This window comes from Neotamlana sedimentorum (assembly GCF_000943565.1).
GTDB classification, from domain to species: Bacteria; Bacteroidota; Bacteroidia; order Flavobacteriales; family Flavobacteriaceae; genus Neotamlana; species Neotamlana sedimentorum.
Map to the genome: position 1 here is coordinate 107386 of NZ_JTDW01000007.1, position 16145 is coordinate 123530.

The following is a 16145-nucleotide window of genomic DNA, read 5'->3' on the forward strand; positions in this document are numbered from 1 at the left end:
ATACTTATTTTAGCAGGGATATTGAAAGAACATAACATTTCGGTAACATTGAGTTCAATTTAAAATGAGACATTTGCCTTATAATATTTAATAGTTTTATGGGAGATATTTACATCTATATGTTGGTGGCATTAGCCGTTTTAGCTGCTGCCGATTTAGTTGTTGGAGTTAGTAACGATGCTGTTAATTTTCTTAATTCAGCTATAGGCTCAAAAGCCATTTCGTTTAAAACCATTATGATTGTAGCTAGCTTAGGTGTTGCCTTAGGTGCTTTGTCTTCTAGCGGTATGATGGAAGTTGCCCGTAAAGGTATATTTAACCCCAGTGAATTCATGTTCGATGAGATCATGATTATTTTCATGGCCGTTATGCTTACCGATATTCTATTACTCGATTTTTTTAATACGCTTGGCTTACCAACATCTACAACTGTTTCTATTGTTTTCGAACTTTTAGGAGCTTCGGTTTGTATTGCTATTATGAAAATTACGGCCGATGAATCTCAATCCATCTTAAATTTAGGCAATTATATTAACAACGAAAAAGCCATCGAAATTATACTCGGTATACTACTCTCGGTTGTTGTTGCATTTTCTATTGGAGCTATTATTCAATTTGTTTCCAGAGTATTACTTTCTTTTAACTTTAATAATAAACCTAAAATTTTTGGAGCCGTTTTTAGCGGTTTTGCAGTTACTGCTATTATGTACTTTATTCTTATTAAAGGAATAAAAAATGCCAGCTTTATGAATGCTAGCATTAAAGAAATAATATCAGATAATCCAATAGCTCTTTTAGGTATTTCGTTTATAATTTTTACAGCGCTGTCTTATTTAGCCATGGCGACTTTTAAAACTAATATTTACAAGATTATTATCGTTGTTGGTACTTTTGCACTTGCTGTAGCATTCGCCGGAAACGATTTGGTTAACTTTATTGGTGTTCCTATTGCTGCTTATAATTCTTACGAAGCTTGGTCCGTAACTAATATTTTACCACAACATTTTCCTATGGTTGCGCTTAGCGAACCAGTGCAGGCTAAACCAGAATTACTTTTAATTGCTGGTATTATTATGGTGTTAACACTATGGTTTTCTAGCAAAGCAAAAGCAGTTGTTAAAACCTCGGTCGATTTATCTCGTCAGGATGAAGGCTCAGAGCGTTTCGAACCTAATTTCTTATCAAGAAGTATTGTGCGTTACAGCATTGCTGCTTCAGAAAGTTTTAATAACCTTTTACCTAAGGCATTTAAGCAAAAAATTGATGACCAGTTTAAAAAACCAGTAGCCTCAACAATAATTAAAAAAGAAGATTTACCAGCATTCGATTTAGTTCGTGCAGCAGTTAATTTAATGGTTGCCAGTGTGTTAATTTCTATTGCTACATCAATGAAATTACCATTATCTACAACTTATGTAACTTTTATGGTTGCCATGGGAACCTCGTTAGCCGATAGAGCTTGGGGTAGCGAAAGCGCAGTTTACAGAGTCGCAGGTGTTTTAAATGTAATTGGTGGTTGGTTTTTTACTGCATTAAGTGCTTTTGTTGCTGCAGCTATTATGGCTTTAATTTTATTTTATGGTCGTGGTTACGCGTTAACAGCTTTACTTACAATAGTTGTTATACTTTTAATTAGAAACTCTATTGTACACAGCAAAAAAGCTAAAGAACAAAAAGCTGAAGACAGCCTAAAAAAGGCCGAAAGCAGCTCTACACAAGGTGTTATTATTGAAAGTGCTAACAATATTGCAAACGTAGTAAAACGTGGTAATAAAATTTACAGCGGTGCCATAAACGGATTAGCAACGCATAATTTAAAACAACTTAAAAAGAATAAAACCAACATAAATAAACTATCGGACGAGATTGAAGAACTTCGCGATAATATATTTTATTTCATTAAAAAATTAGACGAGCCAAGTGCTAAAGCAAGTAACTTTTACATTACTGTTTTAAGTCTTTTACAAGATATAACGCAATCACTCGAATACATTTCAAACGTAAGCTATAAACACGTAAACAACAATCATAAAAAATTAAAGTTTACTCAAATTAAAGAACTAAAAGAAGTTGATAAAGTTTTAGAGAGTTTATTTGAAAGTACAAAAACATCTTTTAACTCACATTCTTTTGAAGAAATTGGTCTAGTTTTAAGTAAAAAAGAAGCTATATTTAATTTACTTAATGACAAAATACAAAAGCAAGTTGAACGTACCCGTACCGAAGAATCGAGCCCTAAAAACACAACATTGTACTTTAGTATTTTATTAGAAACTAAAGACTTACTTAAAGCTATGATGACGCTTTTAGAAGAGTATTACAGGGCCCACGACGATTCTGTTGAGCCTGCTACTATCAAAGAGTAATATCTTAAAATCTTCTTAAAATAATAATTTAAACATCTATAATTGGTTTTGTAGCGTAAGTATAAAAAACAATTAAGATTAAATTATTATGAAGAATTTTTCAATTTTATTACTTGTAACCATTTTTACTTTTTCGTGTGTTTCAAAGAAAAAATACATAGCCCTACAACAAGAAAATGGTGAAATAAAAAGTGAACTACAAAAAACTAAAGTGGCAAATGAAGACCTTGAAACTAAATTTGCGAAAATTGAAGCTCGCGTTGCCAACTACAACAATAAAATAATGTCTCTTAAAGAAGAAAGTGACGCTAAGTTAGAAGTTGCCGAAAACGGTACACTTATTTCTAACGACGCTAAAGCACAAATGAGAGAAACTTTAAAAAACGTTGATGCGGCTAAATTAAGCAACGCTAAAACCCTTAAAGATTCTATGAATATTGCCGTGGCTTACAATCTTGAAAAAGCCATAAACGAAAGCAATATTAACGAAGATGAAGACTTTGCTGTAGATATTAATGAAACTGTAGTGATGATTTCTATTGCCGATAATATGTTATTCAACACCGGAAGCTACCGTTTAAGCCCAAAAGCAGATAACGTGCTTAAAAAGTTAGCAGATGTTATTAATTCGGAGCCTAGTTTAGATGTTATGATTGAAGGCCACACAGATGCCAGAACCATTAGTACTGCTAAAGTTTCTGATAACTGGGATTTAAGTGTTTTAAGAGCTACATCGGTTGTTAGAAAACTACAAGAAAAATATGAAGTTTCTCCAGAAAAAATGATTGCTTCAGGAAGAAGTAGCTACCAACCTATTGCAAGCAACGACAATGCAGAAGATAGAGCTAAAAACAGAAGAACACGCATTATAATTTTACCAAACATTGATAAATTTTTTGCTTTAATGGCAAATAACGACACCAATTTGGCAGAAAATATTTTAGATTAAATTTTATTTATATTATTTAATTAGTCCATTTATTTACCTACTGGTACCAGACCTGATAGCTTAAAAACTATCAGGTCTTATTTTTTACATTAATATTAAGTGCTATTATAAACGCGGATATTTGTTTTAATAATTATAAAACCAAACCCATTTATATACTTCTGAAAAACAATAAACCCCGGGAAAAGGGCATAAAAAAAGCATTTCTAATTAAAGAAATGCTTTTTTAAAATCCATAACACTTTTGTATTAACCCTCACAGCTAGTACACTCTTTTTTCTGTTTGAATTTTTGTGCTGCATTCATACTATGTTGATAGTACAGCGATTTTATACCTAATTTCCAAGCCGTAACATATATTTTATTAATATCTTTTACTGGCATATCTGGATGTACCATAATGTTTATAGATTGTCCTTGATCTATATGGTTTTGACGGTTTGCCGCTTGGTAAATAATTGTTAACTGGTCGATTTCAGAATAGGTTTTAAATACATCCTTTTCATGATCGGTTAAAAAGTCCAGGTGTTGTACCGAACCATCGTAATCACGAATGCTCTTCCAAACCTCACTCGTATTCATTCCTTTTTCTTCTAAAAGATTTAATAAAAACGGGTTTTTAATAGTTGTTTTTATTTTAGCAATATCTTTTACATAACTATTAGACCAAATTGGCTCGATACCTTGCGATACTTGACCCAAAATAAATGCTGAAGATGTTGTAGGTGCAATAGCATTTAAGGTTGTATTACGACGTCCATAGCCTTTTAATACTTCTGGTTCTCCATATAATTTTGCTAATTCTTCTGAAGCTTTAACAGAACGTTCTTTTATTGTTTTAAAAATTTCACTGTTTAAATTAAATGCTTCTTGGCTATCAAAAGATAACATTTTGCTTTGTAATAAAGAGTGCCATCCTAATGCTCCCATTCCTAAAGCACGGTTTTCTTTAGCAAAATTATAAGCACGCTCCATAAACAAGAAGGTTTGTTGGTCGTCACGATTCGACGAGTCTCTGTACACTTCTAATTTTGTAATGAATTCCTCTAAAACTGCATCTAAGAAATAAATCATGGTTTCAACCGCATCGGTATCTTTCCACTTATCGTAATGCAATAAGTTTATTGAAGATAACACACATACAAACGACCATTTTTCGTTTGTAGGAAGCATAATTTCGCTACATAAGTTACTAGCATAAATTTCGTGCTTTTTATCTCGGTAAACATCGGCAGCATTATTGTTAGCATTATCTCTAAAGAAAATATAAGGATATCCTATTTCGCCACGACGTTGTAATACTTTTGCCCAAATTGAACGCTTTTCAACATCACCATCAATCATTTCTTGCATCCAATCGTTACCTACAGTCACACCGTGAGTAAGTTCTTGAATTGGGTTACCTTCGGTACCGATTTCTAAAAACTCATTTATATCATTATGATCGATAGGTAAATATGGGGAAAAACGACCACGTCTTACAGAACCTTGACTAACAACATCAACCATTTTTTCAAACAATTGCATAATATGTACTGCTCCAGACGACTCACCATTGTTTTTTACAGGCGCACCACGATGACGTAGTTTACCAAAATATCCAGACGTTCCTCCACCTAGCTTCGACATCATTCCTACTTCAGACTGCGTGTATAAAATATCACCCATATCGTCTGATACATGCGAACCAAAACAGCTAATTGGTAAACCGCGTTTTTTACCAAAGTTAGACCACACTGGCGACGCTAACGAGTAGTAACCCTCGGCCATGTAACCATAAAACTTATCGGCAAACCCGTCTATTTTTAATATGTCTTCAGCACGTTGTGCAATTTCTAAAATACGCGCTTCTGGCGTTGTGCCTTCGGTTAAGTAACCCGACGATAAAAATTTACGACTGTGCTCTGTTAACCATTTAATTTCTGGTTGTTGTTTCGCAGCAGTTTCTTGTCTGGCTTCTTTTCTTGCTTTTAGTAACTCATCGTATTTTGAGGCTGCCTCGGCCTCTACTTGAGCACTTTTTAGGTCTGGATTTGTGTGTTCGTTCATGTTTAAAATAAGTCGTCGCTTGTTATACTTTTGGTTCTTTTACTGTAATTTATAGAGCGTTTAACAAAGAAATCTCCATGCTTGGTGCCTATTATCTCATCATCAAACCATTCGGTTTGAGCTATTAATGATTCGTCTATTTCGAAAATTTTGTCTATACCTATACTTTGTAACGAGTTGTTAAATCTGTTTTTAATAAACTCGTTTATAACATCTTTTGGAAGGAAATCTAGTTCTCCAGCTTCAAAAATCCAATCCACGATTTTACTTTCCGATTCAAAAGCTTGTTTACATAATTCTTGTACTTTGGTGTTGTGTGCTTCACCAAACCAAGTTGGGTTTTCATCTTTTATAATTCTTATAATATCGATACCAAAATCGCCGTGAATTTGCTCTTCTTTTGAGGTTGCTTCAACCACATTCGATATTCCTTTAAGCATATTTTTATGCTTATTAAATGCCATTATTATTAAGAACTGAGAGAATAATGATACGTGCTCAATAAATAACGAGAACAATAAAATTGATTCTGCGTATTCTTGGTTGTCTTCACTTTTAGCATTTTTAAGTGCTGTTTCTAAAAAGTGAACACGTTGCATTACTACGGGTTTCTTTTTAAGATTTTTAAATTCGTTATTTAATCCTAAAATTTCTAATAAATGTGAGTATGCATCGTGATGACGAACTTCACTTTCGGCAAATGTAGAACCTACTGAGCCAATTTCTGGTTTTGGCATTTTTTGATAAATGTCGCCCCAAAATGTTTTTACAGCTACTTCAATTTGAGAAATAGCAAGCATGGTATTTTTTATAGCATTTTGCTCAACAACAGTAAGTCTTGTTTTAAAATCTTGAATATCGCTAGTAAAGTTAAACTCCGAGTGAATCCAGTACGAATGTCTTATTGCATCAACATACTCGTTAAGCGCTGGGTATTCATATGGTTTTAAGTTAATACGTTTTTCAAAAATATTAGCTTTTCTATTTCTAGCTTGTTCATTTCTATAAAGAATATAAGCCTTGGCAACGTCGTGAAATTCGCTACCCATTAATTTATCCTCAACAATATCTTGAACCTCTTCTACCGTTGGCACATAATTAACATCATTAGTCTTTCTAGCTATTAAAGTCTCTAGTACCTTTTCGGAAATATTTTTTGCATCTTCCTTAGAGCCATTGCCAACAGAAATCATTGCTTTTTCAATGGCATTTGAAATCTTATTCAAAACAAACGGAGCTGTTTCGTAATCTCGTTTAATAATTTGTGTAATTTCCATACTACTTAAATTTACAGACTAAAATATCGTTAGAATAACTGCTTATCTTTAGTTATTCAGTTTAGCGGATTCGTTAAAAAATGTGTTTTATTGTGCTCCTAAAAAGAGGACTGATTGGGGCGTTTTTTGAAAGCTTAATTTTAGTCTAATTTTCTACCCAAATAACCGACCAAATATTTTGCTTTTTTTGCCTACAACAAAGATTGATAATTGTGTTTAAAAAAGAAAGTGGTTTTAATAAACGTTGTTAACAAGTTTTTAACAACGGGCATTACTCTTATTAAAAACACCTGTAAATTCGATATTATTTAGTTGATTGCCAATTTTTTAAACAAAAAATATTGATTTAATAAATTCTAGAACAAAATATTATTCAGTAAAAAATGAAGACTTTTAGCTTGAAGTTGAAATTTTAAAATTTATAAAGTTTTTTACCTAAAAAAACTTGAAAAACAAGATTAAAAAAAAGAGCATCTACAAGTGAATTTTAAAGGGATTTTATATTGAAAAAACCAGGCACAAAAATCTATTTTTAAAAGTCTAAAAAGTTAAAAAAATGGGGTTGTTATTTTTCGTTTCTTTCTTTAGCAATTTTCTCTAATTCCTCATACCAATCGACGCCAAATTTTCTAACTAATGCTTCTTTTACAAATTTATACACCGGAACTCCTAACTCTTCACCAAGTTCGCAAGCGGCATCACAAATTTGCCATTTGTGATAATTTACCGCCGAAAATTCGGTATAATCTTGTACTCGAATAGGATATAAATGGCAAGACACTGGTTTTTTCCAATCGACTTCGCCTTGATTATATGCTTCTTCAATGGCACAAAGCGCCGTTTTGTTTTCATCAAATATAACATAGGCACAATCGGCACCATTAATAAGTGGCGTTTCTAGTTCTTCGTTTTCAGTTGTAATAAAAGTGCCTTGATTTTCAATTGCTTTTATCCCTTCTGGTCTTAAAAAAGGCTTCACCTTTGGGTAAATAGTTTCAAGTATTTGAGTTTCCTCTTTATTTAGCGGCGCACCAGCATCACCATCTATACAACAAGCTCCTTTGCATGCATTTAAATTACACACAAAATCTTTTTCTATAACATCTTCAGAAACAATAGTTTTACCTAACTGAAACATAACTTTTAAAAATTAAAATTTTGGTAAAAATAGTTAATAATAATTTGAAATTAATTAAGATTTATATACTACTTTTGCCGAAAATTTAACCCCCTTTAATATGCAACTTAATTTAAAAGAAATATTTACCGCATTTATGGTACTTTTCGCAGTAATTGATATTATTGGTAACGTACCTATAGTTATTGATTTACGTAAAAAGGCTGGCCAAATACAAAGTGAAAAAGCCTCTATTATAGCCGGAGCTATTTTAATTGTTTTCTTGTTTCTTGGAAAAAGCATTTTAAATCTTATTGGCATCGATGTAAATTCATTTGCTGTGGCTGGTGCATTTATATTATTTTTTATTGCTTTAGAAATGATTTTAGGAATAACCCTTTACAAACAAGAAGAACAGTCTTCTACGACAGCAACCGTTTTCCCGCTTGCATTCCCATTAATTGCTGGACCTGGAAGCTTAACCACCTTGTTATCGCTTCGCGCTGAATTTAGAACAGAAAACATTATTGTAGCTGTAATATTAAATGTTATTATTATTTTTATAGTTTTAAAAACATCGGCAAAAATTGAACGCATTTTAGGTGCAAATGGCATAAATATTATTAGAAAAGTATTTGGTGTTATTTTATTAGCTATTGCCGTTAAACTTTTCACCCACAATATTAAAGCCTTATTTGATATTGTTTAAATATTTAAAATGAAGATTTTTACATACATAATTAGTGTTATTGCTTTAGGGCTTATTATTTTTAATAGCACCAAAATAAATACTGATACCCCTTTTACTGGCGAAAGTATGATAGCATTAATAACAATAATTGCAGGACTTTGTGTTATTTTATTAATGACTATTTTAAGAGTATCCAAACAAATAGAGAAAAAGGTAAAAGAAAAAAGCTAATATGTTCGATGCGGTTATAATTGGCGCTGGCGCTGCTGGCATGTCTTGTGCTTTGGTTTTAGGATCTGGTTTACAAAAACCATTCGCTAAAGGCAAAAAAGTAGCTCTTATTGCCCACCAAAAATCCTCACATTTACAAACAGCATTATTCAATAATGTTTTAGGATTAGCACCTGGCACAACAGGCGAATCTATTTTAGAAAACGGCAAAACGCAACTAAAAACGCTTTATCCCGCTATTGAACAAATTGAAAATGAAAAGGTTTTAGAAGTTAGCAAATCAAATAATCATTTTACTATTACAACCAACAAAAACACCTATACTAGTAAAATAGTAGTTGTAGCTGTTGGTTACACCAATTTGTTTACCATCGAAGGCTTAAATAAATATATTGAAGCTCATCCAAGAGCTGCAACCCAAAAAAATAGAATCTGGTTAAAAAACACCGACCACCTTGTTGAAGAAAATCTTTATGTTGCAGGTACATTAGCAGGATGGCGTAGTCAGTTTGCAATCGCTTCGGGAAGCGGTGCTCATGTTGCCACCGATATTTTAACTTTATGGAATAAAGGAAAACACATTAAAGTACATGATAAAATAGACGAGGCTTAATTTTAAATCAATTCGTGCTTTAAATAATCAAACAAAAAATGGTGAAATTTAAAATTTCACCATTTTTGTTTTTATAGAATCTATATTTTACAAAACCTAAAACGCATAGCGTTGTGGACCGCCACGACGAATTTCTTCACTACAAAAAGCTTCGTATTTTTTAAAGTTTTCTCTAAATGCATTGGTTAATTTAAAGGCCATAGTGTAATAGGCTTGGTCGTCGTTCCAGGTTTGTCTTGGACTTAATACACTTGTTGGAACACCCGGACAAGATCTTGGTTGCGCCACACCAAAAACCGAGTGAATGTGGTAATTATCGTAGTTATACAATCCCAAATCGCCATTTAAAACAGCGTTTATCATGGCCCGCGTATACTTTAATTCCATGCGCTTACCAACACCATAAGGCCCACCAGTCCAACCTGTATTTACCAACCAAACATTAACTCCAGCTTCCACCATTTTTTTGCTTAACATTTCTGCATATTTCGATGGATGTAAAGGCATAAAAGGCGCTCCAAAACAGGCCGAAAACGAGGGCACAGGCTCTACCACACCCGCTTCGGTTCCAGCAACTTTTGCCGTATAGCCCGAAATAAAGTGATATGCCGCTTGGCTTGGTGTTAGCTTAGATATTGGTGGAATTACCCCAAAAGCATCGGCCGTTAAAAAGAAAATATTCTTAGGGTTTTCACCAATAGAAGGTGTTTTTATATTCTCAATATGATAAATGGGATAACTTACCCTTGTATTTTGAGTTATTGATGTATTAGCAAAATCTACTGCACCAGCATCATCAAGAATAACATTTTCAAGAATTGCTCCTTTTTTAATGGCGTTAAAAATTTCAGGCTCTTTTTCTTTCGATAAGTTAATTACTTTAGCGTAACAACCACCTTCAAAATTAAACACCGTATTTTCTTTGGTCCAACCATGCTCGTCGTCGCCAATTAAACTTCTATTTGGGTCGGTAGATAATGTTGTTTTTCCAGTACCAGATAAACCAAAAAATATAGCGGTATCACCATCTTTACCAACATTAGCACTACAATGCATTGGCAAGGTTTCTTTAAAAACTGGGAGAATAAAATTTAAAGCCGAAAAAATACCTTTTTTAATTTCACCTGTATAACCCGTACCACCTATTAAAGCAATTTTTTTAGTAAAATTTAAAATCGCAAAATTATGTTGTCGTGTATGGTCAACTTCTGGAGTTGCCATAAAACCCGGCGCATTAACAATGGTCCATTCTGGTGTAAAACCTTCAAGCTCATCATCCTCTATACGTAAAAACATATTGCTTGCAAACATGTTGCTCCATGGATACTCGTTAATAACACGAATATTTAGTTTATAATTCTCATCGGCGCAAGCGTAACAATCGCGAACAAACAATTCTTTTTCAGAGAGATAATCAACAACTTTATCGTATAATTTATCAAAATGAACACTTTCAAAAGGAATATTAACATTGCCCCACCAAATTTTGTCGTCGGTAATAGCATCTTTTACAATAAAACGATCTTTTGGAGAGCGTCCCGTAAATTCACCAGTATTTACTGCTAAAGCCCCAGAACTAGCTTCCAGCCCATTGTACTTTTTAATGGTTATATCGTGCAATGCATCGGGAGGTAATTGATAATTTACATTGGCATTTTTAATACCATATCCTTCTAACGAAATCGTTTTCGTAATTTGTTTGTAATTCTCCATAATGTAGCTGTAAATTAAATTATAAATACAAAACTAAAATAATTAGTCAATTATTTTAGCTAAATTTTCAGTTTTTATGAGAATTTTTCAAAAAACTAAGCAATAACATGCTCCAAGCCAATATTAAAAATAAACCACCAATAGGCGTTATAAAACCAATGGTTTTAAAATTAAAAACCGACAAACTATTTGTTGCTAAACCGTAAATAGAACCCGAAAAGAAAATAACTCCAAATACAACCAGATAAAAAATAATACGTTTCGTTTTTTCTGAAATAGAATGCGTATGTGCCACAAACAATAAAAAAAGCGCATGATACATTTGGTATTTTACACCCGTTTCAAAGGTTTGAATAGCTTCTGCAGAAATCAGTCGTTTTAGTCCATGAGCGCCAAAAGCACCTAAAACAATACTTATTAAACCTAATAACGACGCTGTAATTAAAATTTTTCTAGTCATTTTTATAAATTATTTTTAACAAAACCTTATTTTTATTGATACATCCGAAATAATAATTTCGAACATAGCGTACACAAAATTACTCAACTAAACCCGAAATGCGAAAGATTTTAATTATAGGTTCTGGGAAATCTACAGCTTATCTGCAAAAATATTTGTTAGATAAATCGGATGCTGAAAATCTATTTATTACTATTGGAGATATAGATTTAAAATCGGCTCAAAAAGCCGTTCAAAATCATAAAAACGCGAAAGCCATAGCATTAAATGTTTTCGATAACCAATCGAGAACCCAAGCTATAAAACATGCCGATATTGTAGTATCCATGCTTCCGGCGCACTATCATATTGAAGTTGCTAAAGATTGTGTTACCTATGCCAAACCCATGGTAACCGCATCGTATGTAAGCCCAGAAATGCAAGCTTTACACCACGCTGCCGTAGAACAAAACATTATTTTACTTAACGAAATTGGTGTCGATCCTGGTATAGACCACATGAGCGCTATGCAAGTTCTAGATCGTATTCGCGATACCGGTGGCAAGGTTATACTTTTCGAATCGTTTACTGGAGGTTTAGTGGCACCCGAAAACGACAACAACTTATGGAACTACAAATTTACTTGGAATCCCAGAAATGTGGTGCTTGCTGGACAAGGTGGCGCTGCCAAATTTTTACAAGAAGGCACTTATAAATACATTCCGTATAACCGCTTATTTAGGCGCACCGAATTTTTAGAAATCGATAATTTTGGGCGATTCGAGGTTTATGCTAATCGCGACTCCTTAAAATATCAAGAAGCTTACGGCTTGCAAAATGTAAAAACACTGTACCGTGGCACCATGCGTCGTGTTGGTTTTAGTCGTGCATGGAACATTTTCGTAACCTTAGGAATGACCGACGATAGTTACACCATCGACAATAGCGAATATATGAGTTATCGCGATTTTACCAACTTATTTTTACCCTACAGCCCAACCGATTCGGTAGAACTTAAACTGCGGCATCAACTAAAAATAGATCAAGACGATATTGTTTGGGATAAATTAGTAGAGCTCGATATTTTTAGCGCAACCAAAAAAGTAGGCCTCAAAAATGCCACACCGGCACAAATACTTCAAAATATACTAACCCAAAGTTGGTCCTTAGCCGAAAATGATAAAGACATGATTGTGATGTATCACAAATTTGGCTACGAAAAAAATAGCAAAAACCACCAAATAGATGCCACCATGGTTGTTTTAGGCGAAGACCAAACCTATACCGCAATGGCGAAAACCGTTGGATTACCAGTTGCCATGGCTACACTTGCCATTTTAAATAAAAAAATTACAGCCACGGGTGTACAAATACCCATTTCTAAAAACATTTACACGCCCATTTTAAGCGAGTTAGCCACATTTGGCATTGTATTTAACGAAAAAGAAGTGCCTTATTTAGGATACAATCCTTTAAATATTTAGCCATTATTAGGCGTTACCCACAAGGGGTCGGGCTTTTCGTTATAATCTTTTTACGAAACAGTTCGAACTCGTTTTGCAAGCCTTCAACTAAAACAAACTTAAAAGCATATTAAATTATTAGGTTTCAAATATTCGTAAAAAGGATTTCCACTGCAATCCCTAACGCAATTTTAGTTTCAAATTAAAACAAAACACTTATATTTATGTTTTAGTTTCAAACCATTATGAAAAAAACAAAAACCATAACCATCGACGGCATCGATAAAAAAATACTACGTGCTTTAATGCAAGATGCCCGAACACCAATTTTAGAAATTGCTCGTAATGTAGGAATATCGGGAGCAGCCATTCACCAACGCCTACGTAAATTAGAAAAATCGCAGTTACTAGCAGGCTCAAAATTTATAATCGATCCTAAAATATTAGGGTTTTCAACCTTGGCTTTTGTTGGTATTTATTTAGACAAAGCTGCCGATAGCGATAGCGTTATTAATGCCTTAAAAAAAATTCCCGAAGTTGTAGAATGCCATTACACAACTGGTAATTACAACTTATTTATTAAAGTGTTAAGTTTAGACAACAACCATTTAATGCATATACTTAACAAAGAAATTCAACCAATAACCGGCGTTTCTAGAACCGAATCGTTAATTTCTTTAGAACAGCAAATTGATAGACAAATAAAGGTTTAAAAACAAAACCCCGAGTATTTTTACTCGGGGTTTTGTTTATTAAAAAATTTCCTGCTCTCGCCGAAATCGTATTATTTCATTTTCATGAGCCAGTTACGTACATCAACATCTTGTTTTATAATGTTACGTAAATCTTCAATTTTAACACGCTCTTGCTCCATAGAATCTCTAAATCGAAGGGTAACTGTGTTATCTTCTAGAGTATCATGGTCTACCGTTATACAAAATGGTGTTCCGTTAGCATCTTGTCTTCTGTAACGACGCCCAACAGCATCTTTTTCGTCGTAAATTACGTTGAAATCCCATTTTAAGTCTTCAACTATTTTACGAGCAACATCTGGCAAGCCATCTTTTTTAACCAATGGTAAAATAGCTGCTTTTACTGGAGCTAAAACACTAGGTAATTTTAAAACGGTTCTGGTTGTACCATTTTCTAGGGCTTCCTCTTCTAACGAATTAGAGAATACTGCTAAAAACATTCGATCTAAACCAATTGAGGTTTCTAATACGTAAGGCACATAACTTTTATTTTCTTCGTGATCGAAATACTGTAATTTTTTACCAGAGAATTTTTCGTGCTGACTTAAATCGAAATCGGTACGCGAGTGTATACCTTCTAATTCTTTAAATCCGAAAGGGAATTTAAATTCAATATCGGCAGCCGCATCGGCGTAGTGTGCTAATTTTTCATGATCGTGAAAACGATAGTTGTCTGCACCCATACCTAAACTTAAATGCCATTTTAAACGCGTTTCTTTCCAGTGTTCGTACCATTCCTTTTGAGTACCTGGTTTAATAAAAAACTGCATTTCCATTTGTTCGAACTCACGCATTCTAAAAATAAATTGTCTAGCAACAATTTCATTTCTAAAGGCTTTACCTGTTTGCGCGATACCAAACGGGATTTTCATACGTCCCGTTTTTTGCACATTTAAAAAGTTAACAAAAATACCTTGAGCGGTTTCTGGGCGCAAGTATAAATCCATCGCACTTTCGGCAGAAGCACCTAACTTAGTACCAAACATAAGATTAAACTGCTTAACGTCGGTCCAGTTTTTACTTCCGGTTAACGGATCTGCAATTTCTAACTCTTCAATTAAAGCTTTAACATCGGCTAAATCTTCATTTTCTAAAGATTTACCCATGCGCGCAAGTATGGTATTAATTTTTTCTTGGTATCCTAAAACACGGCCGTTAGTGCTTAAAAACTCTTCTTTATTAAAAGCATCACCAAAACGTTTTTCGGCTTTTTTAACCTCTTTTTCAATTTTAGTTTCAATTTTAGCACAATAATCTTCAATTAAAACATCGGCACGGTATCTTTTTTTCGAATCTTTATTGTCAATTAACGGGTCGTTAAACGCATCGACATGGCCCGAAGCTTTCCACGTGGTTGGATGCATAAAAATTGCAGCATCGATACCCACAATATTCTCATTCATTTGCACCATGGCTTTCCACCAGTAGTCGCGTATGTTTTTCTTTAATTCTGCACCATTTTGTGCGTAGTCGTAAACGGCGCTTAAACCGTCGTAAATTTCGCTGCTTTGAAACACATAACCGTATTCCTTTGCATGCGATATAACCTTCTTAAATTGATCGTCTTGATTTGCCATTCTGCAAAAATATAAAACCCGAATAAACTATTGCTGTTCTTTATTAAAATTTGATGCAAAATCATTAATTATTATTTATATTAGGAAACGAAAGCCATAATCTTTTTTAAAAATTTGAAAAGTATCGCCAAAGCGCATTAGGGATTGTAGTGAAAATCCTTTTGCCTAAGCAAAAGATTGCAACGAAAAGCCCCACCACGCCAAAGCGGGGTAATGCCCAAAAATTATGATTAGAAACGTTGTAAACCTATTTTTTCCTGAAATTTGTTATGCTTGCCAAAACTTACTTAACGATAACGAAGCTAGTATTTGCACATCGTGTCGGCACGATTTACCGGTTACGAATTTTCATTTTAATAATAGCGATGCTATAAAAAAAGTACTTTATGGTAGAGCAAAAATTGAACATGGCACCGCACTTTTTAGGTTCGAAAAAAAAGGTTTAGTGCAACAACTTATTCATGGATTAAAATACAAAGGTTACGAAAATATTGGTTTTGTTTTAGGCAATTGGTTAGGTGGCGAACTTAAACAAATTAAGGACTACCAAACCATTGATGCTGTAATACCTGTGCCTTTGCATAAAAACAAGCTTAAAAAACGCGGCTATAACCAAGTGGCTAAATTTGGTGAGCAACTTGCCTTAGCTTTAAACGCGCAATATAACGATAAGATTTTATTAAAAATCACGAATAACAAATCGCAAACTACAAAAGAAAGAATTTTACGTTGGAACGAAAACCAACAACTTTTTGCTTTAAACCCTGAAATACAAATTAAAAACAAACACATACTATTAGTAGACGATATAATAACTACAGGCGCTACCTTGGAAGCTTGCATAAATGTAATTACCAAAACCGAAAATGTAAAAATAAGTGTAGCTACCATGGCAATAGCATAATGTT

General features: G+C 33.6%; 14 protein-coding genes. 8 read left to right on the forward strand and 6 right to left on the reverse strand.

What is annotated here, in order from left to right; all coding sequences use genetic code 11:
• The first annotated feature begins 98 nt into the window (after positions 1-98).
• Positions 99-2366: an inorganic phosphate transporter gene (locus PW52_RS11020; protein ID WP_044633006.1), complete on the forward strand. Its 2268-nt coding sequence runs from the start codon at positions 99-101 to the stop codon at positions 2364-2366.
• A gap of 88 nt (positions 2367-2454) precedes the next feature.
• Positions 2455-3315, forward strand: coding sequence for an OmpA/MotB family protein (locus PW52_RS11025; RefSeq protein WP_044633007.1), 861 nt, complete (start codon positions 2455-2457; stop codon positions 3313-3315).
• Between the two features lie 249 nt (positions 3316-3564).
• On the opposite strand, the gene PW52_RS11030 is transcribed toward PW52_RS11025, so the two are convergent.
• The 3 genes from PW52_RS11030 to PW52_RS11040 all read right to left on the reverse strand — a co-directional run bounded on the left by PW52_RS11030 (position 3565) and on the right by PW52_RS11040 (position 7779).
• Entirely contained in the window at positions 3565-5364 is a 1800-nt protein-coding gene (locus PW52_RS11030; RefSeq protein WP_044633008.1) for a ribonucleoside-diphosphate reductase subunit alpha, read from the reverse strand.
• 2 nt (positions 5365-5366) lie between these two features.
• Positions 5367-6641: a ribonucleotide-diphosphate reductase subunit beta gene (locus tag PW52_RS11035; RefSeq protein WP_044633009.1), complete on the reverse strand. Its 1275-nt coding sequence runs from the start codon at positions 6639-6641 to the stop codon at positions 5367-5369.
• 565 nt (positions 6642-7206) lie between these two features.
• Positions 7207-7779 (reverse strand): DUF3109 family protein, encoded by a 573-nt coding sequence (locus PW52_RS11040; RefSeq protein ID WP_044633010.1) that lies wholly within the window; start codon positions 7777-7779, stop codon positions 7207-7209.
• Positions 7780-7879: 100 nt separating this feature from the next.
• On the opposite strand from PW52_RS11040, the gene PW52_RS11045 reads away from it, so the two are divergent.
• The 3 genes from PW52_RS11045 to PW52_RS11055 are packed head-to-tail and all read left to right on the forward strand — an operon-like array spanning position 7880 to position 9293.
• Positions 7880-8467 (forward strand): MarC family protein, encoded by a 588-nt coding sequence (locus PW52_RS11045; protein ID WP_044633011.1) that lies wholly within the window; start codon positions 7880-7882, stop codon positions 8465-8467.
• Between the two features lie 9 nt (positions 8468-8476).
• On the forward strand, positions 8477-8680 hold the full coding sequence (locus PW52_RS11050; RefSeq protein WP_044633012.1) for a hypothetical protein: 204 nt from the start codon (positions 8477-8479) through the stop codon (positions 8678-8680).
• Between the two features lies 1 nt (position 8681).
• Positions 8682-9293, forward strand: coding sequence for an FAD-dependent oxidoreductase (locus PW52_RS11055; protein WP_044633013.1), 612 nt, complete (start codon positions 8682-8684; stop codon positions 9291-9293).
• A 96-nt stretch (positions 9294-9389) separates the two neighbouring features.
• On the opposite strand, the gene pckA is transcribed toward PW52_RS11055, so the two are convergent.
• Entirely contained in the window at positions 9390-11006 is a 1617-nt protein-coding gene (pckA, locus tag PW52_RS11060) for a phosphoenolpyruvate carboxykinase (ATP) (protein WP_044633014.1), read from the reverse strand.
• Positions 11007-11073: 67 nt separating this feature from the next.
• Positions 11074-11466 carry a DUF423 domain-containing protein gene (locus tag PW52_RS11065; protein ID WP_044633015.1) on the reverse strand — a complete coding sequence of 131 codons (393 nt, stop codon included), beginning with the start codon at positions 11464-11466 and terminating at the stop codon, positions 11074-11076.
• Between the two features lie 98 nt (positions 11467-11564).
• Here PW52_RS11065 and PW52_RS11070 point away from each other — a divergent pair, with 98 nt between their 5' ends.
• On the forward strand, positions 11565-12929 hold the full coding sequence (locus PW52_RS11070) for a saccharopine dehydrogenase family protein (protein ID WP_044633016.1): 1365 nt from the start codon (positions 11565-11567) through the stop codon (positions 12927-12929).
• A 224-nt stretch (positions 12930-13153) separates the two neighbouring features.
• The gene (locus PW52_RS11075) at positions 13154-13621 is read left to right on the forward strand and encodes an Lrp/AsnC ligand binding domain-containing protein (protein WP_044633017.1); all 468 of its coding nucleotides are present in this window, start codon (positions 13154-13156) and stop codon (positions 13619-13621) included.
• Between the two features lie 71 nt (positions 13622-13692).
• Here the strand turns inward: PW52_RS11075 and PW52_RS11080 are convergent, their stop codons facing one another.
• A complete protein-coding gene (locus PW52_RS11080; protein ID WP_044633018.1) occupies positions 13693-15237 on the reverse strand; it encodes a glycine--tRNA ligase in 1545 nt (514 codons plus the stop codon).
• Positions 15238-15463: 226 nt separating this feature from the next.
• Between PW52_RS11080 and PW52_RS11085 the strand changes: the two genes are divergently transcribed.
• Entirely contained in the window at positions 15464-16141 is a 678-nt protein-coding gene (locus PW52_RS11085) for a ComF family protein (RefSeq protein ID WP_044633019.1), read from the forward strand.
• Positions 16142-16145: the final 4 nt, after the last annotated feature.